Raw genomic sequence first — 26,305 nt, 5'->3', positions numbered from 1 at the left:
TATACACTTATGCACTCTATAGTATCAGCCAGTGTTTCTCAGCCCAGCTGCAATGCCGTTAATTGTAAGCAGCACTTCACGCAGCAGAATTGCATCGTCTTCATTATTTTCACGCAGGGCACGAAGCTCTGTAAGCAGTTCAACCTGCATATAGCTCAGTGGATCAACGTAAGGGTTACGAAGGCGAATTGACTCTTGAATAACAGGTACATTATCCAAAATTTCTTGCTGCCCTGTAATCTGCAAAATGATCGAAGAAGTTAATTCATATTCTTCCCTAATGAGGTTGAAAATACGCTCTGCAATCGCCGATTCCTTCACTAAATTCCCGTATTCTTTCGCAATTTGCAGATCCGCTTTGGCAAGCGCCATTTGCAGATTATCAATCATTGTACGGAAGAAAGACCAATCTTCATACATTTCTTTTAAAGTCTCTAGATTCGCTGCATTTCCTTGATAAAAGCTTTGCAGACCTGTGCCTGCCGCATACCATGCAGGAAGCAAATAACGAGTTTGCGTCCATGAGAATACCCACGGAATCGCACGCAAATCTTCGAATCTGTCGCTATTTTTACGCTTGGATGGACGTGAACCGATATTCAGCTCGCCAATCTCAGGCAGCGGTGTGGATTCTTTGAAGAACGTTAAGAAGTCTTCGTCTCGGAAAATGAGATCCTGATATTTCGTCTGTGCTTGCTCCGAAATACCTCGCATAATCGTCTCCCACTTGTCTTCTTGTGGAAGTCTTTGTGGGGAAAGCGATAGTTTGGACGCTGTAATTAAAGCAAAAGTCGCCTGCTCTAAGCTGCGATAAGCAATCCCTTGCAAGGAATAGCGAGAAGATAATACTTCCCCTTGCTCTGTGATCTTGATACCGCCGCCAAGCGTTTCTACCGGCTGTGCAAGAATACTGCGGTTAAGCGGCATTCCGCCGCGCCCCAGTGCGCCCCCACGGCCATGGAAGAACTTCAGCTTCACGCCAAATTTTTTCGCTGCTTCAGTGATATCCTGAAGCGCCATACGAAGCTCCCAGTTTGCTGTAATTACTCCGCCGTCTTTATTGCTGTCGGAGTACCCAAGCATGATTTCGTGAAGCTGAGTATCCGGATCAAGGCTGTCTCGGTAAGCAGGAATTGCTAACAGTGTGCTCATAATGCCTGGTGCCGCATGCAAGTCGTCAATCGTCTCAAATAAAGGTACCGATTGAAGCGTACTTGTTACTCTGCCATCGTTCTCTTTGCGATATAGGCCTGCTTCTTTCGCAAACACTACAACTTCCAAAAGATCACTAGCACCCTGTGTCATACTAATTAGGTAGCTATTGATACAATTGCGTCCAAACTCCTTCTGCGCTTCGCCTACCGTACGGTAAACATCTAAACACTCCTTCGTACCTTCGGAGTAATCCAGGTAAGTTGAAGTGATTGGTCTTGGATCATTCAATACATCTGTCAGAAGCGAGATTTTCTCTTCTTCAGAGAGCTTACTGTAGTCACTCGTAATGCCCATTTTCGCTAAAATCTCTGTCATCGCCGATTCATGCTCTTTACTGTGCTGTCTGATATCTAGAGCAGCTAAGTGGAAGCCGAACAGTTCAACTTGGCGGATCAGCTTTTTAATATATTTGTCAGCTACGTAATCCGCAAAATGCGATCTCAAGCTAGCATCAATAATTTGCAGATCACTAATAAATTCGTCAGGGCTGTTATATTTCTGGCTTGTCGGCACATTAGAGTTGCCCGTGTTATGCACCTTTTCGATCATATATGTTGTTTTGATACGGTAAGGCTCTTTCTCATTGCGCCATACATCCTGCACATTACCAAGTGCTACGCGGTCGCATTGAATGGACTCCAATAAGGCATCGCTAACCGTCACAATATTTTTGCTGAAGCTCATGTGCTCTAGAGTTTCCTTAAGAACCTCTTCATACTTTTGCAAAGCCAGTTGACGGTGCAATCCTAGCGTTTCCCATGTTACATTCGCTCTCACAGATGGATTACCATCACGGTCGCCACCAATCCATGAACCGAATTTCAAGAAAGATGGCACGTGCCATGTATCCTGCGGGTAATATTTATTTAAGCAGCGTTCAAGCTCATGATAAACCTCCGGCAGCACATCGAACAAAGTTTCGTCAAAATAGTACAACCCATTGCGAACCTCATCGATGACCGTCGGTTTACGATCACGCAGCTCGTCCGTTTGCCATAGATTCAGAACTTCTCCAAGCAGCTTCTCACGCAGTTGTTCACGCTCACGGGAAGTTAGCATCGGATTATCCAGCTTCATCATATCTTCCGAAATACGCAGATTAATATCAAGTACGGCTCTACGCATTGCTTCCGTAGGATGAGCAGTCATGACAAGTTCTAAAGAGATAGATTTAAGAATTTCTTGTACTTCTTCAAAAGGGATATGATTGTTTCTTAGTTCCTGAACAATGCTCTCTATGGAACCAGGCTGCACGGACTCACCCGAGGAACGCTCGTAGTCTCTTTTACGGCGAATCCGATGATTCTGCTCAGCAATGTTAACTAGTTGGAAGTAAATAGCAAATGCTCGGATCACTTGATGGCGAATTTCCGGATCAAGCGAAGAAATCGTTTCTTTGAACTCATCATAGATTTCAATGACATAGTGTGCTCTTAAAGACTTACTCATCTCACGAATTTTCTCGACAACATCGAGGAGATCATTGCCGCCCTGATGTACCAGAACTTCACCTAGTATGTGCCCCAAGAAGCGTACGTCCCTGCGAAGCAGATTATTCGTTCCTTGCTTTTGTAGGCCGATTACATTCTCTAACATAACTCTCCACCTCATCTATTCACTATGTTGCATTAATGCTTCTCTCTATAAAAGCTAAACGTTATAAAAACTCATTTCAGAATATTTTACCACAATCCGCTCTTTGCACATAGTAGTAAAATAAAAAAAGACCTAATTAGGCTGTGGTAATTAATGTATGTTGCGAAGTACTTTACATGTCTTTTCCCTTCTTAGAAATAAAAAGGAGCCGCCCTAGGCGACCCTTTCTTATATCTCTCGCTCTCTATAAACATGCTTTCTCAGAAGAACCTAAGCTATGCATTTGTTAACGGAACTACAGGCCTCTATTTAGCTAGAGAACCTTACATCCGTCCCTCGTAGGGAACTATGGAACGCTATTTCGTCAATTTCAGTTAATATACTTGAAGCCCTATAGTTCCCCCTAATTGGGAATTACGCTGATTTGCTTGAAATAGCGGACTCCAGTTCCCTTTCTCCTCTCCTAACTGCATTAAATCCTCATCAATCATACTTCTCCTTACCAGGCGCAAAAGGAAAAGCCACCCGAAGGTGGCTCTCTCTTTTTGTAAAGCGGGTGATGGGAATACTCCAAGTCTTCATTGAACATGCTTCCTACGGAAGCAATCAGCGGTAGATTTGGACGCTCGTCCTACTCGGGATTACTCAAGAAGTCTTCACGGACGGTCGAACTGTTGTGGGTTTTCTTCCCTTACCTGCACAAAAAGAAAAAACCACCCGAAGGTGGCTCTCTCTTTTTGTGAAGCGGGTGATGGGAATCGAACCCACGCTACCAGCTTGGAAGGCTGAAGTTCTACCATTGAACTACACCCGCGCGTATATCGGGATGACACGATTTGAACATGCGACCCCCTGCTCCCAAAGCAGGTGCTCTACCAAGCTGAGCTACATCCCGATACGGTATAACTAATAAAAAATGGCGCGCCCTGAGAGATTCGAACTCCCGACCTTTTGATTCGTAGTCAAATACTCTATCCAGCTGAGCTAAGGGCGCTTAAAATATGGAGCGGAAGACGGGGATCGAACCCGCGACCCTCGCCTTGGCAAGGCGATGCTCTACCGCTGAGCCACTTCCGCAGGGTACCTCAGGAGTATAAATACTGCTGAGGATTTAATGCGCGTAGAGGGACTTGAACCCCCACGGTCGCCCGCTAGATCCTAAGTCTAGTGCGTCTGCCAATTCCGCCATACGCGCATGTTCTAAATAAGGCAAATGGTGAGTCATGTAGGATTCGAACCTACGACACCCTGATTAAAAGTCAGGTGCTCTACCAACTGAGCTAATGACTCATAAAAGAAACTGGGGATCAAGGATTTGAACCTTGGCATGACGGAGTCAAAGTCCGTTGCCTTACCGCTTGGCTAATCCCCAATAATAACATGCCGTCGAGAGGACTTGAACCCCCAACCTACTGATTACAAGTCAGTTGCTCTACCAGTTGAGCTACAACGGCATATACAGTTAATGGTGGAGGCTGACGGGATCGAACCGCCGACCCTCTGCTTGTAAGGCAGATGCTCTCCCAGCTGAGCTAAGCCTCCATGGGAAATACGTAATGGTGACCCGTAGGGGACTCGAACCCCTGTTACCTCCGTGAAAGGGAGGTGTCTTAACCACTTGACCAACGGGCCTTACAAAAAAATACTGGAGCTTCCAACCGGAATCGAACCGGTGACCTCATCCTTACCATGGATGCACTCTACCGACTGAGCTATGGAAGCAATGGCTCCCCGAACAGGACTCGAACCTGTGACAACTCGATTAACAGTCGAGTGCTCTACCAACTGAGCTATCAGGGAATACTGCTTGGCAACGTTCTACTCTCCCAGAACCCTGCGGTTCAAGTACCATCGACGCTGGAGGGCTTAACGGTCGTGTTCGAGATGGGAACGCGTGGGTCCCCTCCGCCATCATCACCAAACAGTCAAAGCGTGTTTGCGCCTTGAAAACTAGATACGAAACTTGCGTAAAGAATATTTGTCATCTACGTTAGACGTAGCGACTAGCTGCTTAGTCAGCTGGTTTGGTTAAGCCCTCGACCGATTAGTATTCGTCAGCTGCATGCATTGCTGCACTTCCACCTCGAACCTATCAACCTCGTCGTCTACAAGGGGTCTTACATACTGGGAAATCTCATCTTGAGGGGGGCTTCGCGCTTAGATGCTTTCAGCGCTTATCCCCTCCGTACATAGCTACCCAGCGGTGCCTCTGGCGAGACAACTGGTACACCAGCGGTACGTCCATCCCGGTCCTCTCGTACTAAGGACAGCTCCTCTCAAATTTCCTACGCCCGCGACAGATAGGGACCGAACTGTCTCACGACGTTCTGAACCCAGCTCGCGTACCGCTTTAATGGGCGAACAGCCCAACCCTTGGGACCTACTTCAGCCCCAGGATGCGATGAGCCGACATCGAGGTGCCAAACCTCCCCGTCGATGTGGACTCTTGGGGGAGATAAGCCTGTTATCCCCAGGGTAGCTTTTATCCGTTGAGCGATGGCCCTTCCATTCGGTACCACCGGATCACTAAGTCCGACTTTCGTCCCTGCTCGACTTGTAGGTCTCGCAGTCAAGCTCCCTTATGCCTTTGCACTCTGCGAATGATTTCCAACCATTCTGAGGGAACCTTTAAACGCCTCCGTTACATTTTAGGAGGCGACCGCCCCAGTCAAACTGCCCACCTGACACTGTCCCCATACCGGATCACGGTACCAGGTTAGAACTCCGATACGATCAGGGTGGTATCCCAACGGCGCCTCCACCCAAGCTGGCGCTCAGGCTTCAAAGGCTCCCACCTATCCTGTACAGATCGTACCAAAGTCCAATATCAAGCTGCAGTAAAGCTCCATGGGGTCTTTCCGTCTTGTCGCGGGTAACCTGCATCTTCACAGGTATTAAAATTTCACCGGATCTCTCGTTGAGACAGCGCCCAAGTCGTTACGCCATTCGTGCGGGTCAGAATTTACCTGACAAGGAATTTCGCTACCTTAGGACCGTTATAGTTACGGCCGCCGTTTACTGGGGCTTCAATTCATAGCTTCGGGTTACCCCCTAACCACTCCTCTTAACCTTCCAGCACCGGGCAGGCGTCAGCCCGTATACTTCGCCTTGCGGCTTCGCACAGACCTGTGTTTTTGCTAAACAGTCGCTTGGGCCTTTTCACTGCGGCCCCCTCGGGCTATTCACCCTACCGAGGCACCCCTTCTCCCGAAGTTACGGGGTCATTTTGCCGAGTTCCTTAACGAGAGTTCTTCCGCGCGCCTTAGAATTCTCTTCTCACCCACCTGTGTCGGTTTGCGGTACGGGCACCTTCGCCTGGCTAGAAGCTTTTCTTGGCAGTGTGAAATCATGACCTTCGGTACTTAAAATTTCCCTCCCCATCACAGCCCAGCCTTACGGTTAGCGGATTTGCCTACTAACCAGCCTCACTGCTTGGACGAGCATCCATCAGCTCGCGTCACTATCCTTCTGCGTCACTCCATCGCTCATAACGGCTACGGTGGTACAGGAATTTCCACCTGTTGTCCATCGACTACGCCTTTCGGCCTCGCCTTAGGTCCCGACTTACCCTGAGCGGACGAGCCTTCCTCAGGAACCCTTAGGTTTTCGGCGGATCAGATTCTCACTGATCTTTTCGTTACTTATACCGGCATTCTCACTTGTATGCGCTCCACCTGTCCTTACGGTCAGAATTCAACGTACATACAACGCTCCCCTACCCATGCACATACGTGCAAGCCATAGCTTCGGTGGCGTGTTTAGCCCCGTTACATTTTCGGCGCAGAGTCACTCGACCAGTGAGCTATTACGCACTCTTTCAATGGTGGCTGCTTCTAAGCCAACATCCTGGTTGTCTGTGCAACTCCACATCCTTTCCCACTTAACACACACTTGGGGACCTTAGCTGATGGTCTGGGCTGTTTCCCTTTTGACAATGGATCTTAGCACTCACTGTCTGACTCCCGGATTTAAGTTTGTGGCATTCAGAGTTTGACTGGACTTGGTAACCCTTGGCGGGCCCCGCACCCAATCAGTGCTTTACCTCCACAACTCACAACATCCGAGGCTAGCCCTAAAGCTATTTCGGGGAGAACCAGCTATCTCCGAGTTCGATTGGAATTTCTCCGCTACCCCCACCTCATCCCCGAATTTTTCAACATTCGTGGGTTCGGGCCTCCAGTGAGTGTTACCTCACCTTCACCCTGGACAGGGGTAGATCACACGGTTTCGGGTCTACGTCCACGTACTAAAGCGCCCTATTCAGACTCGCTTTCGCTGCGGCTCCGTCTTTTCGACTTAACCTCGCACGGGAACGTAACTCGCCGGTTCATTCTACAAAAGGCACGCCATCACCCATATAGAGGGCTCTGACTTTTTGTAAGCACACGGTTTCAGGTTCTTTTTCACTCCGCTTCCGCGGTGCTTTTCACCTTTCCCTCACGGTACTGCTTCACTATCGGTCACTAGGGAGTATTTAGCCTTGGCAGATGGTCCTGCCGGATTCCGACGGGGTTTCACGTGACCCGCCGTACTCAGGATACCTCTAGGAGATTCGTTTGATTTTGGCTACAGGGCTTTTACCTTCTATGCCGGACCTTTCCAGATCACTTCGCCTACCAAACTAACCCCATGATGAGGTCCTACAACCCCAAGGAGCAAGCTCCTTGGTTTGGGCTATTCCGCTTTCGCTCGCCGCTACTGACGGAATCACTTTTGTTTTCTTTTCCTCCAGGTACTTAGATGTTTCAGTTCCCTGGGTCTGCCTCCAATGTAGCTATGTATTCACTACATGGTAACTGCGCATTACCACAGCTGGGTTCCCCCATTCGGACATCCCCGGATCAAAGCCTGCTTACGGCTCCCCGAGGCATTTCGTCGTTCGCCACGTCCTTCTTCGGCTCCTAGTGCCTAGGCATCCTCCGTGTGCTCTTTCTAGCTTAACCTAGAAATTACATTTAAAGATTTTCGTGCAACCCGAAGGTTACACTACCTAAGTTCTTACTTTACGTTTCATTTCGTTATCTAGTTTTCAAGGAACAAAGTGTTCATTGCGATTCAAATTTCCTTGCCCTATCTCAGCGGCGAAAGTTATCTTATCACAACTCACATTCTCATTTCAAGTCGAAATTTCTTGGAAATCTCTGTCTGAAAATGATAGTTGGTGGAGCCAAGCGGGATCGAACCGCTGACCTCCTGCTTGCAAGGCAGGCGCTCTCCCAGCTGAGCTATGGCCCCATATGATTATAAAATTGGTTGGCCCTAGTGGACTCGAACCACCGACCTCACCCTTATCAGGGGTGCGCTCTAACCAGCTGAGCTAAGGGCCAATATATGTTTCGGGGAAACTCCCCAAAATAAAAACCCACCTACAAGCTTTCGAAGCTTTCTTCGAAAGCTTGCTATGGGTCCGCTTGGCAACGTTCTACTCTCCCAGAACCCTGCGGTTCAAGTACCATCGACGCTGGAGGGCTTAACGGTCGTGTTCGAGATGGGAACGCGTGGGTCCCCTCCGCCATCATCACCAAACGAGTGCAACATGGTCGTAACCATCTTGCTGAAAGAGCTTGCTCTTTCAAAACTGAACACGAGTGAGTAAGCAATTTGTGTATCCGAAGATACTTGACTGGGTCGTTTCAGACCCGAGTCTCCATAGAAAGGAGGTGATCCAGCCGCACCTTCCGATACGGCTACCTTGTTACGACTTCACCCCAATCATCTACCCCACCTTCGGCGGCTGGCTCCCTTACGGGTTACCCCACCGACTTCGGGTGTTGTAAACTCTCGTGGTGTGACGGGCGGTGTGTACAAGACCCGGGAACGTATTCACCGCGGCATGCTGATCCGCGATTACTAGCAATTCCGACTTCATGCAGGCGAGTTGCAGCCTGCAATCCGAACTGAGATCGGCTTATAAGGATTGGCTCCACCTCGCGGCTTCGCTTCCCGTTGTACCGACCATTGTAGTACGTGTGTAGCCCAGGTCATAAGGGGCATGATGATTTGACGTCATCCCCACCTTCCTCCGGTTTGTCACCGGCAGTCATCTTAGAGTGCCCACCCGAAGTGCTGGCAACTAAGATCAAGGGTTGCGCTCGTTGCGGGACTTAACCCAACATCTCACGACACGAGCTGACGACAACCATGCACCACCTGTCTTGGGTGCTCCGAAGAGGGGCACTATCTCTAGTGCTTACACCCAGATGTCAAGACCTGGTAAGGTTCTTCGCGTTGCTTCGAATTAAACCACATACTCCACTGCTTGTGCGGGTCCCCGTCAATTCCTTTGAGTTTCACTCTTGCGAGCGTACTCCCCAGGCGGTATGCTTACTGTGTTAACTTCGGCACCAAGGGCATCGAAACCCCTAACACCTAGCATACATCGTTTACGGCGTGGACTACCAGGGTATCTAATCCTGTTTGCTCCCCACGCTTTCGCGCCTCAGCGTCAGTTATAGGCCAGAAAGTCGCCTTCGCCACTGGTGTTCCTCCACATCTCTACGCATTTCACCGCTACACGTGGAATTCCACTTTCCTCTCCTACACTCAAGTCAACCAGTTTTGGATGCGAACCGGGGTTGAGCCCCGGGCTTAAACACCCAACTTAATTGACCGCCTGCGCGCGCTTTACGCCCAATAATTCCGGACAACGCTTGCCCCCTACGTATTACCGCGGCTGCTGGCACGTAGTTAGCCGGGGCTTTCTTCTCCTATACCGTCACACAAAGTGCAGTTACTCACCTTGCTGTTCGTCTAGGGCAACAGAGCTTTACGATCCGAAAACCTTCATCACTCACGCGGCGTTGCTCCGTCAGACTTGCGTCCATTGCGGAAGATTCCCTACTGCTGCCTCCCGTAGGAGTCTGGGCCGTGTCTCAGTCCCAGTGTGGCCGTTCACCCTCTCAGGTCGGCTACGCATCGTCGCCTTGGTGAGCCGTTACCTCACCAACTAGCTAATGCGCCGCAGGCCCATCTATAAGCCACAGATTGCTCCGTGTTTCATGATTCTCTCATGCGAGAGAACCAGTTATCCGGTCTTAGCTATCGTTTCCGATAGTTATCCCAGTCTTATAGGCAGGTTGCCTACGTGTTACTCACCCGTCCGCCGCTAAGCACCGAAGTGCTCCGCTCGACTTGCATGTATTAGGCACGCCGCCAGCGTTCGTCCTGAGCCAGGATCAAACTCTCCATAATAGAAAAGCTTAATTGTACTCATTGACTTGCTAGCGAGATTATTCATCTCATTTATAGTCGATTGCTCGACTGTGCTTACTCACTCGTTGTTCAGTTTTCAAAGATCAATTTCTTTCGTTTATCACCACCACTGTTTAGCGGCGACTTTTTAAATATACCACATTCGCCTAGAACATTGCAAGTCTTTTTTTGAAATAACTTTTCGAGTCATTTAAAGCCAGCTTGCTTGTCCTTATTTTTCAAGGGGCGAGATATAAAGTAACACATAAGGAGAGGGTAAGTCAAGAACATACCCCCTATTTTTTTTGAGCCTGATAGTTGCGGTTTCTTGCATATTTCGAAATTTCTTTGGGAGTCGCTAAACGAGCATACATCCTGAAGATAACTTTATATCTGGATTCTATGGCCCCTTTAATTTCTTGATCGATTCGTTTGTCGTTCAAATCAAATAACATTTCATCTAATTCTTTACGTAATACGTAATCTAACTCTCTGCATTCCCGATCATTGAACAAAAATCCGAGCATACATCCATCCAAACCCCTCTCGACTGTAGAGATTAATGGCACTAACAATAGAGTCGAAATAAGCGGCCAACTGAAACCCTCATTTGCCCGCCACCCTACTGCTTTACTGTTATGCTCAGATTTTGCCATTTTTATGACAAGCTTCCTGAAAATATTTTACAGATGAACCAACCAGTAGGTGAGTGTACTTTCAATGATTGCCGCGAGCAACAAAAGAACGACAATTGCAACGCTAAGAGGTTTGGTTAAGGTTAGTACTTTCTTAAGTTCTGGAACTGCCGTTCTATTGGCAGCAGGAATAAATATTTGCGCTGCGCTTTTCCAGACCAACATGCCTATTTTAAGTCCATAAGCACAAGCAAGTAGTATAACTGGTATTTCGATGATACCATGCGGAAGAATCCCTTTGAGCACAATAGCTAAGGTACTCTCATGCGTTTGTAGCGAAAGTACATACCCTAATATCATGCCGTTTGCCACCAACATGAAGAGCGGCAGCACACCCAAAGGAAGCCCAAGAAAAATAATGGCTACAGATTTGATGGCATTATTCAAGAAGATAATAAAGAAAAACCACATTTGCGGGTTGTCTTTATTACTGAGCGATTGACTTATCGCCTTAATTCCTTCTAGCTGATCTTTTAAAAAGTGTGAAAATTGATCCGAGTTTGCCCAGCCTAAGTAAAAACTGACGGCAAACACTAAAACAACGACGATGAAATAGTGCTTCATTTCTTTAAAATGCTGCAATAAGGGTTTAAATGTCATTTCTCTTTCCTCCAATTTCGGAAGCATAAGTACTGTGTACGAGCATACATTATTTATCAAAGAGTATACAAGCCTTACCGTTTGTAAGGCATAAGGAGGTACAGGCTGTAAATGAACTATTTTTTTGTACTAAATGCCAAGAAATTCAAACAATATGTATTTATTGCTCTTGCCATCGTATTTGCAGCAGCTATTGTCTATTCGGAGCAAAGCAATGTGTCTGTCTTTTCTAATGCTGAGCCTTCGGCGATTTATAGTGTCCAGACAGAGAAAAAGGTTATTGCATTAACCTTCGATATTTCCTGGGGGGAGAAACGAGCTGAGCCAATTCTGAATATTCTTAAGGATAAAGGGGTAAAGGACGCAACTTTTTTCCTCTCCTCGCCTTGGAGTAAAACGCACCCCGAAATTGTCGAACAAATTAAGAAAGACGGCTTTGAAATCGGTAGTCATGGCAATAAGCACGATAATTACAGTACACTTAGCGATGAAGAAATACGCAAACAAATAACGACAGCACATGGTATATTGACGGAATTAATCGGAAAAGAGCCCAATCTCATCCGATTACCCAATGGGGATTTCGACAAACGTGTGCTCCGAATCGCTAACGATCTTGGTTATTCCGTTATTCAATGGGATACAGATTCGCAAGACTGGCTCAACAAAGGCGTAGATACGATTATAAACCGTGTTATCACGAAGGCTCATCCAGGAGACATTGTTTTACTGCATGCCAGTGATTCTTCCCAACAAACTCATGAGGCCTTACCCGTTATTATTGATCAATTGAGATCCAAAGGATATGAATTCGTCACTGTCAGTGAACTCATCAAGCAAACTGAAGTACAAACAACACCTGTCGAAGACAGAACGATGAAACAACTTAATTGATTTCCACAAAAAAAAGAGCTAATTGAATTAGCTCTTTTTTTTATCTAATATTTTATGTAAAATCAGAATTTGCCATGCATTACAAACCAATAGTGGAGCTAACATAAACAAACTTGAGGCAGCATTGTCTAATTTAAGTGCGGGAACAGCTTCAAGCACGGATACGGCGCACATAAAGAATAAAGTCGGGATAAAAGCGTTTTTATTCGTCATTTTGACTTTCCAGTAAGCAACTCCCAATGAAATAATCAGTATGATCAAGGGCAATATGGAGTAACTTAATACGGAGTCATTTCCTTCAAAATTGGTCATTCTGAGATACACAAGATCAATCAGTACGACGATGACAATCGTTAGTTGTAACAGATCCCACACCGTCTTGGACTTAATAATCCCCGCGGCAATAAATCTGACGATCAGATAAGCGAAAAAACCCATTTGACTTAGGACGCTAATCGTCGCTCCCCCAAGCAGCATATTAACTACATTGAAGCCTACAGCCGACAAACCCATCACAGAAAATTCTTTATCGGAAAATTGTAGAATTAACCCGACTCCTATAGAGACAATCATTCCTAGTAATAGTGTTGTCCAAAATAAATGAAACCATTTGCGAAGCGTCACGTGCATTCCCTCCATCATAGACTCTAATTGTTAATTGTACCAACGATTGAGATAAAAAGCCAATGATTTGCCCTTATAATCTATCCCTAACCACGCATACTAACATTACTAAGCTAGGGAAGGGAGCTTTTTCTCATGAGAATAAGAAGGTTAAGCCCAATGATGGTCCTGCCGCTCATTACTATTGCTTTACTTCTTTCTTCGTGCGGTTCTGATAAATCATCTCAGGGTCAATCACAAGCGGGTACGTATAAAGAACAAAAGACTATGATTCTTGATATTCTGAAGTCAGAAGACGGTAAAAAAGCAATTAGCGCAGCCAATCGCAGCATCATGAATGGTGATGTTGGTGCGACAGGCGTAGCTGGTCAGTCTCAGATCAAATTACTCTCAGCCAACGAATCCTTGCAGCTACAAATGGCTGTCAAAGATGTTTTAACGGCAAAAGAGAATAATATGTTTCTCACAGATATGATGAAGGATCCAAAATTTGCAGGAGATTTCGCAAAAGCCATTCAAAAAGAGACGAAGCAAATGTTTAAAGAACTGTTAAAAGATCCTGAATATCAGAAATCACTTGTTGATGTGATGAAAAATCCTGACTACGAGAAAATGATGCTCGATGTCATGAAAACTGCGGCTTATCGCCAGCAAATGATGACTGTGATGGAAGAATCGATTCAAAGCCCTCTTTTCCGCGCACATATGGTGGATTTGCTTAAATCCGCTATTGCTCAGCAGAGCAAGCCAGATCAAATGCCTACGGCAAAAGCCGCTCAGAAAAAAGACGAAAGTGGCGGGGATAGTAAAGATAAAGGTAGTGGAGACCAGCAGCAAAAAGATGAGAAAAGCGACTCTCAAGATACAGAAAAGAAGAAAAAGGAATCCGGTTCATCCGATTCGCAATAGAACACGAAAAAGGGCTAACGGAGAAGTTCTCCGCCAGCCCTTTTCTATTACTTTTCTAATTTGGCGATGATATTCGCGGCTATATCCAGATAGATTTGACCGGTTTTGGAGTCTTGTTTATACACCGACGGTGAATAATCAATTTCTGAAATGTGATTATCAGGAGCTCCTAGCGGAATTTGAGCTAATAGTTCACTGTGCAGATCATCCGCCAGTCTAGCTCCGCCACCTTTTCCAAAGACATAATCTTTGCTGCCGCAATCTTTGCACTCATAGTAGGACATATTCTCAACAATCCCTAAGACTTCATGGTTCGTTTGAATTGCCATTGCACCAGCTCTAGCCGCTACAAAAGCCGCAGTCGCATGTGGCGTAGTAACGATCACTTCTTTGCTTTGTGGAATTAGCTGATGCACATCAAGTGCAACATCTCCTGTACCAGGTGGAAGATCGAGAAGGATATACTCAACATCCCCCCAGTTCACTTCGTTGAAAAAGTTCCGCAGCATCTTACCAAGCATCGGCCCGCGCCAGATAACCGGTGCATTATCTTGAACAAAGAATCCCATGGAAATCACTTTGACACCGAATTTCTCTACCGGCATGATGACATTATCGACAAGCTTAGGCTGTTCTTCAATGCCCATCATATCCGGAATGCTGAAGCCGTAAATATCCGCATCGATGATGCCTACTTTTTTCCCTTGGCGTGCCAGAGCAACAGCTAGATTAACCGTCACCGTCGATTTCCCGACGCCCCCTTTACCACTGGCCACAGCAATAAATTGTACCTTGGATGCTTCACCTAAGATGGGCTGATCGATAGGAGGTTGTACCGGTTTGCTATCCTTAGGCTTATCTGAAGCAGTTGAGGTTGGTTTATTCAGCTCTTCAATCTGATTACGTTCATAGTCAGTCATCAATCTAAATCGAATATGAACCTGATCTGCTCCTAGTTGTTCTATAGCTTCACGAATAAATTTCTTCGCTGTTTCTTTATAAGCTTCATCATCCGTTGCAACAATCAAACTCAGCGAGACACTTTCTTCTTTTATTAGGATATCCCGAACCAAATTCAGCTCGACAACACTTTGGTTATATCGAGGCTCTTGCAGAGGTTTTAAAGCTTCTAATAGCTGCTCTTTATTTATCATAGCCACTCACCTTTATTAAGAGATCGTAATTATATTAGTGGCCTTTATTATAACACATTATGATTCAGAACCCACTTTCTCACCGGCATAAAATCTAAGAACACCCTGATAAATGGCTGCCGCGACCATTTTTTGATATTTCTCGTCAGCAAGAAGTCTTGCTTCATCCGGATTAGAAAGGAACCCTACTTCTACGAGTGCACTTGGAATTTTTAATGTTTTTAACAAATAGACCGTTTTATCTGCAGGCTTGGCGATACGATCCGTATTTTCCAAATTTCTTTTTAATTCGAGTTGAATTAGCGCAGCAAGGTTGGAGTTGTTGGGATTATTTGTGTAGTAGAACGTTTGTGCGCCTTTCCATTTCGGCGATGGAATACTGTTCAAATGTACGCTCAAGAACATATCTGCATTTTTCTCATTTATCATATCCGCGCGATTGTGGAGATCTTCGGTTTTTCTTTTGCTGTACCCTTTGGTACCTGGGTCCGCTAGATCTGTATCGGTTTCTCTGGTCATCACAACGAGCGCCCCTGCTTGCTGTAAATAATCACGCAATTGCAAAGTAATGGCAAGATTGATATCTTTCTCAATCACACCTTCTTTGCTCGAAGCCCCGCCGTCCGGACCACCATGCCCCGCATCCAGCGCTATGGTTTTACCCGATAACGGTAATGTCCAGTCTGACCATGTTTTCGTCGCCGGAAGCTCATAGGCATAGATAAAAACCACGAGCGCTACCAATAAAGTCGAAAGTGCCAGCTTGAGGCTACTGTGAATAGTCAGCCAGACGACCAACCGCTTCTTCCTTTTACGCATAAAAAATCCACCTCTGTTCCCCATAGACTCTGTATCATCTATATGGGACAGGGTGGACAAATATACCTTGCTTACACGTGATAATCAGGGTCACGAAGCCCTTCAATTAAAACTTGAGCAACCTCTTGACGTGTAAACTCCGGCGGTGGGCACTGTCCATCTCTAAGAAGGCCGCGTACCCTAGTACCGGAGAGGTGCATGTGGTATGACTTATCATGTGGACAAGTTTTACTAGATGCCATGTTACCGCATTTCGTGCAGAAGAAGCTGTGCTCAAAAAATAGAGGTGTGATCCCCAATTCATCTGCTGTAAAACTGCTAAAAATCTCTTGAGCTTCATACGTACCGTAGTAGTCACCTACGCCCGCGTGGTCGCGTCCTACGATAAAATGAGTGCAACCATAGTTTCTACGAACTATAGCGTGCAGAATCGCCTCACGGGGCCCTGCATAGCGCATAGCGGCCGGATAAACGCCTAGATGCGTGCGATTCTTTGGATAGTAGTTCTCGAGGAGAACAAGATAGCTTTTCATCCGAACATCAGCGGAAATATCGTCGGACTTTGTTTCACCAACAAGCGGGTTGAGAAATAAAGCATCCACGATCTCCATCGCAGATTTCTGGATGTATTCATGCGCACGATGGACTGGATTACGTGTTTGGAAACCAACAACGGTTTTCCAACCCTTTTCCGCAAAAATACGACGTGTCTCCGATGGATCATAGTAGAACTCTTCAAACTTCTTCGGCTTAGGACGGTTCAGCATCTGGATCGGTCCACCGATATTAGTAGAGGATCGAGAAAACAGCTTATTAACACCTGGATGTTCCGAATCATCCGTTTTGAAAACTTTAACAGCTTCATTCACTTGGTCGACTTTGTAGATGCTAGTCGTGTCTAAAATAGCATAGGGTACGCCATCTTCTTCGCCGACAAGCGCAACCTGCTCACCAATGGTAATGGAAGCAGCAACGTCCGGAGGAATGGACAACGTAATTGGAATACTCCAAACCGTCCCATCTGTTAAGCGCATAGTTTCTACAACCGTATTGTAATTTGCTTCATCAAGAAAACCGATTAGAGGGGAAAAAGCACCTACTGCAATAAGATCAAGGTCAGAAATGGTCCATGAGTTTACACGAATTTGTTTCAAGGATGCCGCGATTTTGAGCAATTCTTCTCTATGCTCTGCCGGTACCAAGCGATTGATTAATTCGCCACCATGTGGTTTGATCCTCGTCATTGACGTAGTCCCCCCATCATTCCGCTATTCTTATTTGTGGAGTCCGCACTCCGTTTTTTCCGTATTCGCCCATCGGCCTGCGCGTGGATCTTCTCCTTCTGCTACTTGACGCGTGCAATGCGAGCAGCCGATGCTTGGATAGTTACGATCATGCAACGGGTTATAAATTACATTATTCCCACGAATGTAATTCCATACATCTTCTGACGTCCAGTTAGCCAACGGATTGAATTTAATCAGCCCAAATTTCACATCATATTCTACTTTTTTAGCATTCGCACGAGTCGGAGCTTGGTCGCGGCGGATCCCGGTAATCCATGCATCGTAGTTTTTTAGAATATCTGTGAGCGGATCCACCTTACGAATGTTGCAGCATTGGTTTGCATCGCTTTTCCAAAGCTCATCGCCAAATTTCTCTGCTTGTTCTTCAAGCGTAAGCTTAGGCAGTACTTGAACGAATTTCGTTCCATAATGCTGCTCAAGACGATCCCGAGTCTCATATGTTTCTGGAAAATGAACGTTCGTATCCAAGTAAAAAATATCTACGTTCGGATTAATCTTTTGCAGCATATCAACAAGCACAACATCTTCCGCACCAAAACTGCATGCAAGCGTTAAACTGGGGAATTTTTCAACAGCTAATCTCAAAACAGCTTCAGCAGGCTGATTTTCAAATTCTTCAGCGGCTTTATTAACAAAGGCTTCTTTTTCGAAAAGATTCATTGGTACATTACCTCCATTTTTAATTCCGAGTGATATTGTATGATTTATATTTAATTATAGCTGAGTTCTTCTTGCTGTCAATGACTTTTCATCATTTTGGTATTAACTTTACCTGTTTTAAATACTTTGATGAAAATGACGATAAAAAACGACATGAATTGAGAATACTTTTCAGCGAAAAAGATAAAAACCTGCGTAAAGACAGAAAAAACCTCCCCAGCAAGCTGCCAGGAAGGTTTCTTTCGAGCGCCGAAGCGCAAGATTTTAACGTTTGGAGAATTGAGGAGCACGACGAGCGGCTTTCAATCCATATTTTTTACGCTCTTTCATACGGGAATCACGTGTTAGGAATCCAGCTTTTTTCAAGGATCCACGGTATTCAGGATCAGCTTTCAACAAAGCGCGGGAGATACCGTGACGGATTGCTCCAGCTTGTCCGCTGATTCCACCACCATTAGCAAGAACCAAAACGTCGTATTTACCGACAGTTTCTGTCAAAGCCAAAGGTTGTTTAACGATAAGTTTCAAAGTTTCTAGACCGAAATACTCATCTAGATCACGTTTGTTGATAATGATGCGTCCTTCACCCGGTACTAGGCGCACACGCGCTACCGAATGTTTACGACGACCCGTTCCATAATATTGAACTTGTGCCACGAAACGTTCCTCCTTATATTAACCGCGAAGATTCCAAACTTCTGGTTGTTGTGCTAGATGTGGGTGTTCTGCTCCACCGTATACTTTAAGCTTTGTTTTCAAGCTGTCGCCAAGACGGTTCTTAGGAAGCATACCGTGTACGGCAAATTCGATCATACGGTCAGGTTTGCTGTTAAGCAAGTCCTGAGCGGAAGTCACTTTCAAACCACCTTGGTATAAAGAGTGACGGTAGTACATTTTGTTTTGCATTTTTTTACCAGTAAGCTTAATTTGGGAAGCATTGATAACAACTACGAAATCACCAGTATCTACGTGTGGAGTAAACTCCGGTTTGTGCTTACCGCGGATAATGCTAGCAACTTCACTTGCAAGACGGCCAAGTGTTTGGCCTGCAGCGTCAACAATGTACCATTTACGCTCTACTTCATTTGGCTTCGCCATATATGTCGTGCGCATGCTGAATCCTCCTAAAAATATATCTCAAATACATATTTATTATAGTTAACTTACATAAACGATGGATGGTTGTGGCAGCTGCGGATCAGGGGCTGTGGGATAGCCGATCACGAAACGCCAAGTTATATTTTACACGAAATCTAGTGAAGAAGCAAGAAAAGTTTCAAGTTTTTTAATACTCTACTTTCCACAACATTAACCCCATCGCTTCGGCAGTTGGCCCTGCTTCAGCCCGGTTTCTGGCCTCAAGAATGCGCTGCATATCGCTGCTAGGTCTCTTACCTTCGCCAATCTGAATTAACGTGCCTACAATGATCCTAACCATGTTATAAAGGAAGCCGTTCCCCGTCACAATGATACGAATCCTTTCAACCTGACCCCCGCCGGTTAACTCATCGGTTTCAAGCACCATACGAGCCTCGTAGAGGGTTCTCACCTTTACTTCCTTATCCGTTCTCACCGTGCAAAACGAAGTGAAATCATGCTCTCCTAGCAAACAAGGGAGCGCCTCTCTCATGGCTTCCACGTTTAAATGCGTAGGGTGATGGTATTCATAATTGCGGTGAAAGACATCAGGGAAGCGCACCGAACGAATCGTGTAACAGTAAGTCTTGCGTTTCGCGGCTTTGCGGGAGTGAAAAGATGGGGGGACCTCCTCCGCCGTATGAGCGACGATGTCCTTGGGTAGTCTAGCGTTTAGGGCTAAACACCAACGTTCCACAGGTATCTTGGAATTCGTGGTAAAATTAATAACTTGCGCTTTGGCGTGAACACCAGCGTCAGTGCGCCCCGAGGAGGCCACTTTCACTTGCTCACCAGTCAACAGATAAACAGCCTGTTCTAACCGCTGCTGGATGGTATCCGCATTGGGTTGAATCTGAAAGCCTGAGTATGCTGTGCCATCATAGCTTATGGTAAACCGTAGATTTCTCAAGGCTTGTTCCTCCATGAGTCATCCTTCCTACCTTATAGGTCAGGTAAAAGACTGCAAAAAAAGGGCTTCACCAGAATCTATGATTCCGTCCACCCTTTCCCATCCGTCTTATGCGCGATCTACTAGCTCTAGGTATACCATTGGTGCTGCGTCACCGCGGCGTGGTCCCAGTTTAAGGATACGAGTGTATCCACCTGGACGCTCGGAGTAACGAGTAGCCAAATCGGAGAAAAGTTTTTGAATCGCATCTTGGTTTTCGTTTGCAGCCTCTCTACGAACAAAAGCAGCAACCTGACGGCGTGCATGAAGATCTCCGCGTTTCGCAAGAGTGATTAACTTCTCAGCGATGGAACGAATTTCTTTTGCTTTTGCTTCTGTAGTTTGAATGCGTTCATGTATGAACAAATCTGTAACCAGATCACGGAACAATGCTTTACGATTACTGGAATCGCGGTTCAACTTCCTGTAGTTCATTGAATTAACCTCCTTCTGACAAGACTATTCCTCGGTACGAAGACCCAAACCAAGCTCTTCGAGCTTTTCTTGAACTTCTTCAAGCGATTTGCGACCTAAGTTCCGAACTTTCATCATGTCTTCTTCTGTTTTGGTAATTAGCTCTTGTACGGTGTTAATCCCTGCACGCTTGAGGCAGTTGTAAGAACGAACAGATAGATCCAGCTCTTCGATAGTCATCTCCAGAACTTTCTCTTTCTTATCTTCTTCTTTCTCCACCATAATCTCAGCATCTTTGGCTTCGTCCGTCAAACCGACGAATAAGTTCAGATGTTCAGTTAAGATTTTGGCGCCCAAGCTTACTGCTTCTTCTGGTCTGATACTTCCATCGGTCCACACTTCGAGGGTCAACTTATCATAGTTCGTCACTTGGCCGACGCGAGTATTCTCGATACTGTAATTTACTCGGGTAATAGGCGTGTAGATCGAATCAATTGGAATGACACCAATTGGTTGTTCTTCATGCTTATTTTTGTCCGATTGGACGTAACCGCGTCCTCTGCCCGCATGAATCCTCATGTGAAGACGCGCATCCGGAGATAAGGTTGCAATATGCAGATCCGGGTTAAGAATCTCCACATCGCTATCACCGCGGATATCTGCCGCAGTAATATTACCTTCTCCTTCTGCATCAATTTCAAGCACTTTCTCCTCATCGGAGTGAATTTTCAACGAAAGTCCTTTAAGATTAAGGATAATTTCCGTTACATCCTCAAGCACGCCAGGAATCGTTGAAAACTCATGCAAAACGCCATCGATTTGGACAGAGGTTACTGCAGCCCCGGGTAAAGAGGACAGTAAAATACGACGTAGTGAGTTACCTAATGTTGTACCATAGCCACGCTCCAAAGGCTCTATGATAAATCTTCCATAAGCGCCGTCTTCACTTAATGCTACGGTTTCTATTTTTGGCTTTTCGATTTCGATCATGAAATGTACCCTCCATTCAATACGTCGTTTCCCTCTGGATACTTCGCTTCAAAATTTCATAGTATGCCTATCCTTCAAACCATTATTCACGTTTTTAAGATAATTATACTACAAAGTAATCCTGAATTATACGCGACGACGTTTTGGAGGACGGCAGCCATTGTGAGGAACCGGAGTCACGTCTTTAATCAGGTTTACTTCAAGACCTGCTGCTTGCAAAGAGCGGATTGCTGCTTCGCGGCCAGCGCCTGGACCTTTAACCATAACTTCAACAGTTTTCAAGCCGTGCTCCATAGCTGCTTTAGCTGCTTTTTCAGCTGCCATTTGTGCCGCAAAAGGAGTACTTTTACGGGAACCTTTGAATCCAAGGTTTCCTGAGGATGCCCAGGAAATTGCGTTGCCATGAGGATCCGTGATCGTTACGATCGTATTGTTAAATGTTGAACGGATGTGTGCAACTCCGGACTCAATATTTTTACGGTCACGACGTTTTGTACGGACTACTTTTTTAGGTTTTGCCATTAGCTCTAACCCCCTTTATTATTTCTTCTTATTAGCTACTGTACGACGAGGACCTTTACGTGTACGAGCATTAGTTTTAGTACGTTGACCACGAACAGGAAGACCACGGCGGTGACGAAGACCACGGTAGGATCCGATTTCGATTAGACGTTTGATGTTTAGGGAAATCTCACGGCGAAGGTCGCCTTCTACTTTAAGGGTTTTGTCAATTACATCACGGATTTTGCTCACTTCATCTTCCGTCAGGTCGCGAACGCGAGTGCTGCCGTCAATACCTGTTGTAGCGATGATTTTCTGAGCAGTTGTAGTGCCGATTCCGAAAATGTAAGTCAACGCGATTACTACTCGTTTGTCACGAGGTAAGTCAACTCCAGCTAAACGTGCCATCTACAGATTGCACCTCCTTTTAACCTTGTTTTTGTTTGTGCTTTGGATTTTCGCAAATTACCATAATGTTACCTTTACGGCGAATAACTTTGCATTTCTCGCAAATCGGTTTAACCGATGGTCTAACTTTCATTTCTAAGCCCTCCTTATCATCGTAAGCAACCATGTTGCGTTTTCTGTTAGAAAACTTGCTTCGTAAGCATACGCCTTGAGAGAGTAACTTACATGTAAGCCGAACATTTATTTAAAGCGGTAGGTTATACGGCCTCTCGTTAAATCATAAGGCGATAATTCTACGGTAACCTTGTCTCCAGGTAAAATGCGGATAAAGTGCATTCTGATTTTACCAGATACATGGGCTAGGATTTTATGACCATTTTCCAATTCAACCTTAAACATTGCATTCGGAAGAGGTTCAATCACTGTACCTTCTACTTCAATTACATCTTCTTTGGCCACAGTCATTCTCCTTTCTCTTGTGCTTCAACTTGCTTGAGTTCAACGAATTTGGCAATTGCGAAGCGCAACTTTCCATTAGTAACACGACCTGTTTCCCTAATGCTTGACTCCACTTCACTACTAATCGTTTCTTGTATTTGAAGATGATTCAGGTTCTTCTTCTTCGGCTGATCGAATTTCCGATGTACGCCGTCTGCAAGCCAGACAAAGCGATCATCGACAATGGCAATCACGACCGCATATTCTCCGGGGTCTCTACCGCGAAGCACCTTTACGATTTGACCCACCTTCGGCATCAACCTATCCATTCATCATCACCTACGATCTAGGCAAGGTTAATATTTCGTAACCAGCAGCCGTTATTGCAACCGTATGTTCAAAATGAGCGCATAATGTACGATCCGCGGTGACAACAGTCCAATCGTCTTCGAGTGTTTGGACGAATCTTTCGCCAACGACCACCATGGGTTCAATGGCTAGGACCATGCCTGGTTTGAGACGGGGACCTTTGTCAGGTACACCGTAATTCGGAATTTGTGGTTCTTCGTGAAGATCCGTTCCGATACCGTGACCGACATACTCTATAACCACGGAGAAGCCTGCGTCTTCAATACAAGTTTGGATTGCATGCGACAACGTGTAGAGTCTAGCATCCGGTTTAGCTTCTGCTATGCCTCGATACAGCGATTCTTCTGTCACGGCTAACAAACGTTTGGCTGTTTCAGATATCTCACCGACAGGATACGTCCAAGCAGAATCTCCATGATAACCTTTATACTGAGCGCCAATATCAACAGAGATAATATCGCCCTCAACCAGCTTTCTTGGACCAGGAATACCATGAACTAATTCTTCGTTGACTGAAGCACAAATGCTTCCAGGAAAACCGTTATAGCCTTTGAAAGATGGAATTGCTCCCTGACTGCGAATGTAATCCTCTGCGATCTGATCAAGTTCTTTCGTTGTAATGTTCGGACGAATTGCCCTTGCCAATAAGCGGTGCGTTTCTGCTACGATACGACCTGCTTCTCGCATAAGGTCTAGTTCAACCTCGGACTTACAAATGATCATTACGCTAGACCTCGTAGTAGTGAACTAATTTGTTCGGTTACCGCATGAATGTCTTGTTCCCCGTTAACCTCACGCAATAATTCCCTCTTTTGGTAGTAATCCAGTAGCGGAGCGGTTTTGTTGATGTACTCATCCAAACGCGTTCCGACTTTCTCTTCCGTATCATCAGATCGTTGGTACAACTCACCTGAACACTTATCGCATACGCCTTCTTGCTTTGGTGTGTTGAAGATTACATGATACGTAGCACCACAGGATTTACAAATTCTTCGGCCGGTTAGTCGTGCGAGCAAAAAGCTGCGATCAACGGAAAGATTGATTACTAATTCAATCTTCTTGCCTAAGGAATCTACAATTTCAGCCAAAGCATCTGCCTGAGCAACAGTTCTCGGGAACCCGTCAAGCAGGAAACCTTTATCGCAGTCCGGTTGAGCAAGACGCTCTCTTACAATACCGTTCGTGATTTCATCAGGAACAAGAAGACCCTTATCCACATAACCTTTGGCTTCAACACCAAGTGGTGTTCCCTGGCTCATCGCCAAGCGAAACGCATCACCAGTTGAAATATGAGGAATTTGAAATTCAGTTACGATCTTTTCAGCTTGCGTACCTTTGCCTGCACCAGGAGGCCCCATAAAAATTACGTTCAACTTTAAATCCTCCCATCGCACTCGGCATTACGAACAGCACAATAGGTGCCGATGTCGCATAATTTGCCCCATCAGAACCTATTTGCTATTTATTGATAAACCCTTTGTAATGCCGTTTAATCAATTGGCTCTCGATTTGTTTCATTGTTTCAAGACCAACGCCTACTACGATAAGTAAAGATGTACCGCCAATCCGAACCGAACTTGGCAAGCCTGCAAGACCTCCAAAAAGCATTGGAAGAATCGAGATTGCTGAGAGAAACAGAGCTCCAGAAAGAGTAATTCTAGTCATTACACGAGTCAGATAAACAGAAGTTGTTTTACCAGGTCTGATCCCCGGTATGTAGCCACCATTTTTCTTCATCTGATCAGCCATTTGAACTGGATTAATTTGTACGAAAGTGTAGAAGTATGTGAAACCGATAATCAACAGTACATACAGAACAATCGCTAACGGAGCAGTCTGGTTAATACTCAAGTTGTTAATAATCCATTCTGCAACGACATTACCTCTCCAATAACTTGCGATCGTTGGAGGGAACATTAATAACGACAGTGCGAAGATAACTGGGATTACACCAGCAGCATTCACTTTAAGTGGAATGTGCGTAGTTTGACCACCATACATTTTACGACCAACTACACGCTTAGCATATTGTACAGGAATCTTACGAACCCCTTGTTGTACAAAGATGACACCAGCAATAATCAGCACAACAACGATAGCAATAATGATCAGTTTTACGATATTCAGGAACAAAGCTCCTTCGGTCGCAAACAGTGACTTGTAGATTTGCTGTATGCTTGTAGGAATCGCCGCGACGATACCTGCAAAGATGATAATGGAAATACCGTTGCCAATCCCAAATTCAGTGATTTGCTCCCCGAGCCACATCAAGAAAGCTGTACCAGCAGTCAATACGATAGCAATCAAAGCAAATGTTGCGATACCTGGATCGATAACGAGCCCGCTATATAAGCGGTTGAACCCGATTGAAAGACCGAATGCTTGCACAATACCTAGGATGATCGTACCGTAGCGAGTAACTTGCGTCATCTTCTTTCTTCCAACATCGCCTTCTTTCGCCCATTGCGCAAAGCGCGGGACTACATCCATGGACAAAAGCTGAACGATGATAGAAGCTGTGATGTAAGGCATAATTCCCATCGCGAAGATGGAGAACTGGAAGAGCGCACCGCCGGAAAACGTGTTAAGCAAACCAAAGACATCGCTCTGATTCGCTTGGTCTTGAAGTTTAAGAACATCTGTATTTATATTAGGCACCGGAATGAACGCACCTAAGCGGTAGACGATTAACAAGATGAGTGTAAATACAATCCTTCTACGCAAATCCTCTACCTTGAAGATGTTGGCTATGGTACTGAACATTAAATCACCTCGGTTTGACCGCCGGCAGCTTGGATTTTCTCAATCGCTGATTGAGAGAACTTATTCGCTTTAACGGTTAATTTTACTGTGATTTCACCGTTTCCTAAAATCTTGATGCCGTCTTTAGGAGCTTTAACAATACCAGACTCCATCAAAACTTCTGGAGTAACTTCGGTACCAGCTGCGAAATTGTTCAAATCTTCAAGGTTCACGATTGCGTACTCCGTACGGAAACGGTTCGTGAAACCACGTTTAGGTAAACGACGGTATAATGGATTTTGTCCACCCTCGAATCCAGGACGAACGCCACCACCGGAACGTGCGTTTTGACCTTTGTGTCCGCGAGTTGATGTTTTACCCATACCACTACTTGTTCCACGTCCAACACGTTTGCGAGTTTGACGAGCGCCTGTAGCAGAACTTAGTTCATGTAACTTCATCGTTGTACACCTCCTCTAGATCTTAATATCGTGCAATTATGCTTCGATTTCTTTAACTTCTACCAAATGGCTCACTTGATTAACCATACCTCTGATTGCTGCGTTATCTTGGTGAAGAACAGTTTGGTGCAGCTTGCGCAGACCAAGAGTTTTCACAGTAACACGTTGCGTTTCAGGGCGGCCAATCAGGCTGCGTTTTAGGGTAATTTGTAGTTGTTTCGCCATGTTTACC

The 26,305-nt window shown here is 45.5% G+C and carries 25 protein-coding genes, 14 tRNA genes and 4 rRNA genes; 2 read left to right on the top strand and 41 right to left on the bottom strand.

Annotation, left to right across the window (positions count from 1 at the left end):
- Nucleotides 1-24: 24 nt before the first annotated feature.
- The 21 genes from ppc to ACUN27_RS02460 form a co-directional block, all read right to left on the bottom strand.
- The gene (ppc, locus tag ACUN27_RS02560) at nt 25-2,811 is read right to left on the bottom strand and encodes a phosphoenolpyruvate carboxylase (RefSeq protein ID WP_315952787.1); all 2,787 of its coding nucleotides are present in this window, start codon (nt 2,809-2,811) and stop codon (nt 25-27) included.
- A gap of 743 nt (nt 2,812-3,554) precedes the next feature.
- Nucleotides 3,555-3,625 (bottom strand) — tRNA-Gly (locus ACUN27_RS02555).
- A gap of 7 nt (nt 3,626-3,632) precedes the next feature.
- Nucleotides 3,633-3,706 (bottom strand) — tRNA-Pro (locus ACUN27_RS02550).
- A 22-nt stretch (nt 3,707-3,728) separates the two neighbouring features.
- Nucleotides 3,729-3,805 (bottom strand) — tRNA-Arg (locus ACUN27_RS02545).
- Between the two features lie 8 nt (nt 3,806-3,813).
- A tRNA-Gly gene (locus tag ACUN27_RS02540) sits at nt 3,814-3,888 on the bottom strand.
- A 38-nt stretch (nt 3,889-3,926) separates the two neighbouring features.
- A tRNA-Leu gene (locus ACUN27_RS02535) sits at nt 3,927-4,006 on the bottom strand.
- 19 nt (nt 4,007-4,025) lie between these two features.
- Nucleotides 4,026-4,101: transfer RNA gene (locus ACUN27_RS02530), tRNA-Lys, on the bottom strand.
- A gap of 10 nt (nt 4,102-4,111) precedes the next feature.
- Nucleotides 4,112-4,183: transfer RNA gene (locus ACUN27_RS02525), tRNA-Gln, on the bottom strand.
- Between the two features lie 9 nt (nt 4,184-4,192).
- Nucleotides 4,193-4,265 (bottom strand) — tRNA-Thr (locus tag ACUN27_RS02520).
- 12 nt (nt 4,266-4,277) lie between these two features.
- Nucleotides 4,278-4,353 (bottom strand) — tRNA-Val (locus ACUN27_RS02515).
- A 15-nt stretch (nt 4,354-4,368) separates the two neighbouring features.
- Nucleotides 4,369-4,443 (bottom strand) — tRNA-Glu (locus ACUN27_RS02510).
- Nucleotides 4,444-4,457: 14 nt separating this feature from the next.
- Nucleotides 4,458-4,533 (bottom strand) — tRNA-Thr (locus ACUN27_RS02505).
- A gap of 2 nt (nt 4,534-4,535) precedes the next feature.
- Nucleotides 4,536-4,611, bottom strand: a tRNA-Asn gene (locus tag ACUN27_RS02500).
- Between the two features lie 5 nt (nt 4,612-4,616).
- A 5S ribosomal RNA gene (gene rrf / locus ACUN27_RS02495) occupies nt 4,617-4,733 on the bottom strand.
- 102 nt (nt 4,734-4,835) lie between these two features.
- Nucleotides 4,836-7,754: ribosomal RNA gene (locus tag ACUN27_RS02490) — 23S ribosomal RNA — on the bottom strand.
- Nucleotides 7,755-7,970: 216 nt separating this feature from the next.
- Nucleotides 7,971-8,046, bottom strand: a tRNA-Ala gene (locus ACUN27_RS02485).
- 15 nt (nt 8,047-8,061) lie between these two features.
- Nucleotides 8,062-8,138: transfer RNA gene (locus ACUN27_RS02480), tRNA-Ile, on the bottom strand.
- Between the two features lie 82 nt (nt 8,139-8,220).
- A 5S ribosomal RNA gene (rrf, locus tag ACUN27_RS02475) occupies nt 8,221-8,337 on the bottom strand.
- A gap of 127 nt (nt 8,338-8,464) precedes the next feature.
- Nucleotides 8,465-10,002 (bottom strand): 16S ribosomal RNA (locus tag ACUN27_RS02470).
- The 16S, 23S and 5S rRNA genes sit together here with 14 tRNA genes alongside, the layout of an rRNA operon.
- 296 nt (nt 10,003-10,298) lie before the next feature.
- Complete coding sequence (locus ACUN27_RS02465; protein WP_090826664.1) at nt 10,299-10,529, bottom strand: hypothetical protein; 231 nt, start codon at nt 10,527-10,529, stop codon at nt 10,299-10,301.
- Between the two features lie 156 nt (nt 10,530-10,685).
- Nucleotides 10,686-11,297, bottom strand: a complete 612-nt coding sequence (locus ACUN27_RS02460; RefSeq protein ID WP_326060839.1) for a stage II sporulation protein M — start codon at nt 11,295-11,297, stop codon at nt 10,686-10,688.
- Nucleotides 11,298-11,408: 111 nt separating this feature from the next.
- Here ACUN27_RS02460 and pdaB point away from each other — a divergent pair, with 111 nt between their 5' ends.
- Entirely contained in the window at nt 11,409-12,191 is a 783-nt protein-coding gene (gene pdaB / locus ACUN27_RS02455; protein WP_315955978.1) for a polysaccharide deacetylase family sporulation protein PdaB, read from the top strand.
- Nucleotides 12,192-12,218: 27 nt separating this feature from the next.
- Here the strand turns inward: pdaB and ACUN27_RS02450 are convergent, their stop codons facing one another.
- Nucleotides 12,219-12,815, bottom strand: a complete 597-nt coding sequence (locus ACUN27_RS02450; protein WP_445558326.1) for a KinB-signaling pathway activation protein — start codon at nt 12,813-12,815, stop codon at nt 12,219-12,221.
- Nucleotides 12,816-12,974: 159 nt separating this feature from the next.
- Between ACUN27_RS02450 and gerD the strand changes: the two genes are divergently transcribed.
- Nucleotides 12,975-13,724: a spore germination lipoprotein GerD gene (gene gerD, locus ACUN27_RS02445; RefSeq protein ID WP_445558325.1), complete on the top strand. Its 750-nt coding sequence runs from the start codon at nt 12,975-12,977 to the stop codon at nt 13,722-13,724.
- Nucleotides 13,725-13,771: 47 nt separating this feature from the next.
- Here the strand turns inward: gerD and ACUN27_RS02440 are convergent, their stop codons facing one another.
- From ACUN27_RS02440 to rpmD, 19 genes are all read right to left on the bottom strand, one after another.
- The gene (locus ACUN27_RS02440) at nt 13,772-14,878 is read right to left on the bottom strand and encodes an Mrp/NBP35 family ATP-binding protein (RefSeq protein WP_445558324.1); all 1,107 of its coding nucleotides are present in this window, start codon (nt 14,876-14,878) and stop codon (nt 13,772-13,774) included.
- 57 nt (nt 14,879-14,935) lie between these two features.
- Complete coding sequence (cwlD, locus tag ACUN27_RS02435) at nt 14,936-15,697, bottom strand: N-acetylmuramoyl-L-alanine amidase CwlD (RefSeq protein WP_445558323.1); 762 nt, start codon at nt 15,695-15,697, stop codon at nt 14,936-14,938.
- A gap of 71 nt (nt 15,698-15,768) precedes the next feature.
- Nucleotides 15,769-16,941 (bottom strand): sulfate adenylyltransferase, encoded by a 1,173-nt coding sequence (gene sat / locus ACUN27_RS02430; protein ID WP_445558322.1) that lies wholly within the window; start codon nt 16,939-16,941, stop codon nt 15,769-15,771.
- A gap of 30 nt (nt 16,942-16,971) precedes the next feature.
- Nucleotides 16,972-17,664, bottom strand: a complete 693-nt coding sequence (locus ACUN27_RS02425; RefSeq protein ID WP_445558321.1) for a phosphoadenylyl-sulfate reductase — start codon at nt 17,662-17,664, stop codon at nt 16,972-16,974.
- A gap of 264 nt (nt 17,665-17,928) precedes the next feature.
- Nucleotides 17,929-18,321, bottom strand: coding sequence for a 30S ribosomal protein S9 (gene rpsI, locus ACUN27_RS02420; RefSeq protein WP_090826682.1), 393 nt, complete (start codon nt 18,319-18,321; stop codon nt 17,929-17,931).
- 18 nt (nt 18,322-18,339) lie between these two features.
- A complete protein-coding gene (rplM, locus tag ACUN27_RS02415) occupies nt 18,340-18,777 on the bottom strand; it encodes a 50S ribosomal protein L13 (protein WP_127457525.1) in 438 nt (145 codons plus the stop codon).
- A gap of 172 nt (nt 18,778-18,949) precedes the next feature.
- Nucleotides 18,950-19,711 (bottom strand): tRNA pseudouridine(38-40) synthase TruA, encoded by a 762-nt coding sequence (truA, locus tag ACUN27_RS02410; RefSeq protein ID WP_315956009.1) that lies wholly within the window; start codon nt 19,709-19,711, stop codon nt 18,950-18,952.
- A 108-nt stretch (nt 19,712-19,819) separates the two neighbouring features.
- Nucleotides 19,820-20,185 (bottom strand): 50S ribosomal protein L17, encoded by a 366-nt coding sequence (gene rplQ / locus ACUN27_RS02405; protein WP_057304263.1) that lies wholly within the window; start codon nt 20,183-20,185, stop codon nt 19,820-19,822.
- A gap of 24 nt (nt 20,186-20,209) precedes the next feature.
- A complete protein-coding gene (locus tag ACUN27_RS02400; protein WP_029196443.1) occupies nt 20,210-21,154 on the bottom strand; it encodes a DNA-directed RNA polymerase subunit alpha in 945 nt (314 codons plus the stop codon).
- Nucleotides 21,155-21,280: 126 nt separating this feature from the next.
- The gene (gene rpsK / locus ACUN27_RS02395; protein WP_028557470.1) at nt 21,281-21,676 is read right to left on the bottom strand and encodes a 30S ribosomal protein S11; all 396 of its coding nucleotides are present in this window, start codon (nt 21,674-21,676) and stop codon (nt 21,281-21,283) included.
- 18 nt (nt 21,677-21,694) lie between these two features.
- Complete coding sequence (gene rpsM / locus ACUN27_RS02390) at nt 21,695-22,063, bottom strand: 30S ribosomal protein S13 (protein ID WP_127457527.1); 369 nt, start codon at nt 22,061-22,063, stop codon at nt 21,695-21,697.
- Between the two features lie 19 nt (nt 22,064-22,082).
- Nucleotides 22,083-22,196: a 50S ribosomal protein L36 gene (gene rpmJ / locus ACUN27_RS02385; protein WP_029196444.1), complete on the bottom strand. Its 114-nt coding sequence runs from the start codon at nt 22,194-22,196 to the stop codon at nt 22,083-22,085.
- Nucleotides 22,197-22,303: 107 nt separating this feature from the next.
- Nucleotides 22,304-22,522, bottom strand: coding sequence for a translation initiation factor IF-1 (infA, locus tag ACUN27_RS02380; protein ID WP_009676800.1), 219 nt, complete (start codon nt 22,520-22,522; stop codon nt 22,304-22,306).
- 2 nt (nt 22,523-22,524) lie between these two features.
- Entirely contained in the window at nt 22,525-22,830 is a 306-nt protein-coding gene (locus ACUN27_RS02375) for a KOW domain-containing RNA-binding protein (RefSeq protein ID WP_315955987.1), read from the bottom strand.
- Between the two features lie 10 nt (nt 22,831-22,840).
- Nucleotides 22,841-23,593 carry a type I methionyl aminopeptidase gene (map, locus tag ACUN27_RS02370; RefSeq protein WP_315955988.1) on the bottom strand — a complete coding sequence of 251 codons (753 nt, stop codon included), beginning with the start codon at nt 23,591-23,593 and terminating at the stop codon, nt 22,841-22,843.
- Nucleotides 23,593-24,243, bottom strand: a complete 651-nt coding sequence (locus tag ACUN27_RS02365; RefSeq protein ID WP_445558320.1) for an adenylate kinase — start codon at nt 24,241-24,243, stop codon at nt 23,593-23,595. The genes map and ACUN27_RS02365 overlap by 1 nt, the downstream gene beginning before the upstream one ends.
- An 85-nt stretch (nt 24,244-24,328) precedes the next feature.
- A complete protein-coding gene (gene secY, locus ACUN27_RS02360; RefSeq protein ID WP_445558319.1) occupies nt 24,329-25,633 on the bottom strand; it encodes a preprotein translocase subunit SecY in 1,305 nt (434 codons plus the stop codon).
- On the bottom strand, nt 25,633-26,073 hold the full coding sequence (rplO, locus tag ACUN27_RS02355; RefSeq protein ID WP_127457532.1) for a 50S ribosomal protein L15: 441 nt from the start codon (nt 26,071-26,073) through the stop codon (nt 25,633-25,635). The genes secY and rplO overlap by 1 nt, the downstream gene beginning before the upstream one ends.
- A 36-nt stretch (nt 26,074-26,109) precedes the next feature.
- A complete protein-coding gene (rpmD, locus tag ACUN27_RS02350; RefSeq protein ID WP_079417994.1) occupies nt 26,110-26,298 on the bottom strand; it encodes a 50S ribosomal protein L30 in 189 nt (62 codons plus the stop codon).
- Between the last annotated feature and the right edge of the window lie 7 nt (nt 26,299-26,305).

Source organism: Paenibacillus sp. WC2504 (assembly GCF_052682475.1).
The sequence above is the reverse complement of the archived record's forward strand: the minus strand, read 5'-3'. Positions and strand labels throughout refer to the sequence as shown.

Excerpts from the sequence above, each read along its gene's own strand:
- ppc (WP_315952787.1), bottom strand. The coding sequence starts at position 2,811 with ATGTTAGAGAATGTAATCGGCCTACAAAAGCAAGGAACGAATAATCTG.
- ACUN27_RS02465 (WP_090826664.1), bottom strand. The coding sequence starts at position 10,529 with ATGCTCGGATTTTTGTTCAATGATCGGGAATGCAGAGAGTTAGATTAC.
- ACUN27_RS02460 (WP_326060839.1), bottom strand. The coding sequence starts at position 11,297 with ATGACATTTAAACCCTTATTGCAGCATTTTAAAGAAATGAAGCACTAT.
- pdaB (WP_315955978.1), top strand. The coding sequence starts at position 11,409 with ATGAACTATTTTTTTGTACTAAATGCCAAGAAATTCAAACAATATGTA.
- gerD (WP_445558325.1), top strand. The coding sequence starts at position 12,975 with ATGATGGTCCTGCCGCTCATTACTATTGCTTTACTTCTTTCTTCGTGC.
- ACUN27_RS02440 (WP_445558324.1), bottom strand. The coding sequence starts at position 14,878 with ATGATAAATAAAGAGCAGCTATTAGAAGCTTTAAAACCTCTGCAAGAG.
- cwlD (WP_445558323.1), bottom strand. The coding sequence starts at position 15,697 with ATGCGTAAAAGGAAGAAGCGGTTGGTCGTCTGGCTGACTATTCACAGT.
- sat (WP_445558322.1), bottom strand. The coding sequence starts at position 16,941 with ATGACGAGGATCAAACCACATGGTGGCGAATTAATCAATCGCTTGGTA.
- ACUN27_RS02425 (WP_445558321.1), bottom strand. The coding sequence starts at position 17,664 with ATGAATCTTTTCGAAAAAGAAGCCTTTGTTAATAAAGCCGCTGAAGAA.
- rplM (WP_127457525.1), bottom strand. The coding sequence starts at position 18,777 with ATGCGCACGACATATATGGCGAAGCCAAATGAAGTAGAGCGTAAATGG.
- rplQ (WP_057304263.1), bottom strand. The coding sequence starts at position 20,185 with ATGAACTACAGGAAGTTGAACCGCGATTCCAGTAATCGTAAAGCATTG.
- ACUN27_RS02400 (WP_029196443.1), bottom strand. The coding sequence starts at position 21,154 with ATGATCGAAATCGAAAAGCCAAAAATAGAAACCGTAGCATTAAGTGAA.
- rpsK (WP_028557470.1), bottom strand. The coding sequence starts at position 21,676 with ATGGCAAAACCTAAAAAAGTAGTCCGTACAAAACGTCGTGACCGTAAA.
- rpsM (WP_127457527.1), bottom strand. The coding sequence starts at position 22,063 with ATGGCACGTTTAGCTGGAGTTGACTTACCTCGTGACAAACGAGTAGTA.
- rpmJ (WP_029196444.1), bottom strand. The coding sequence starts at position 22,196 with ATGAAAGTTAGACCATCGGTTAAACCGATTTGCGAGAAATGCAAAGTT.
- ACUN27_RS02375 (WP_315955987.1), bottom strand. The coding sequence starts at position 22,830 with ATGGATAGGTTGATGCCGAAGGTGGGTCAAATCGTAAAGGTGCTTCGC.
- map (WP_315955988.1), bottom strand. The coding sequence starts at position 23,593 with ATGATCATTTGTAAGTCCGAGGTTGAACTAGACCTTATGCGAGAAGCA.
- secY (WP_445558319.1), bottom strand. The coding sequence starts at position 25,633 with ATGTTCAGTACCATAGCCAACATCTTCAAGGTAGAGGATTTGCGTAGA.
- rplO (WP_127457532.1), bottom strand. The coding sequence starts at position 26,073 with ATGAAGTTACATGAACTAAGTTCTGCTACAGGCGCTCGTCAAACTCGC.
- rpmD (WP_079417994.1), bottom strand. The coding sequence starts at position 26,298 with ATGGCGAAACAACTACAAATTACCCTAAAACGCAGCCTGATTGGCCGC.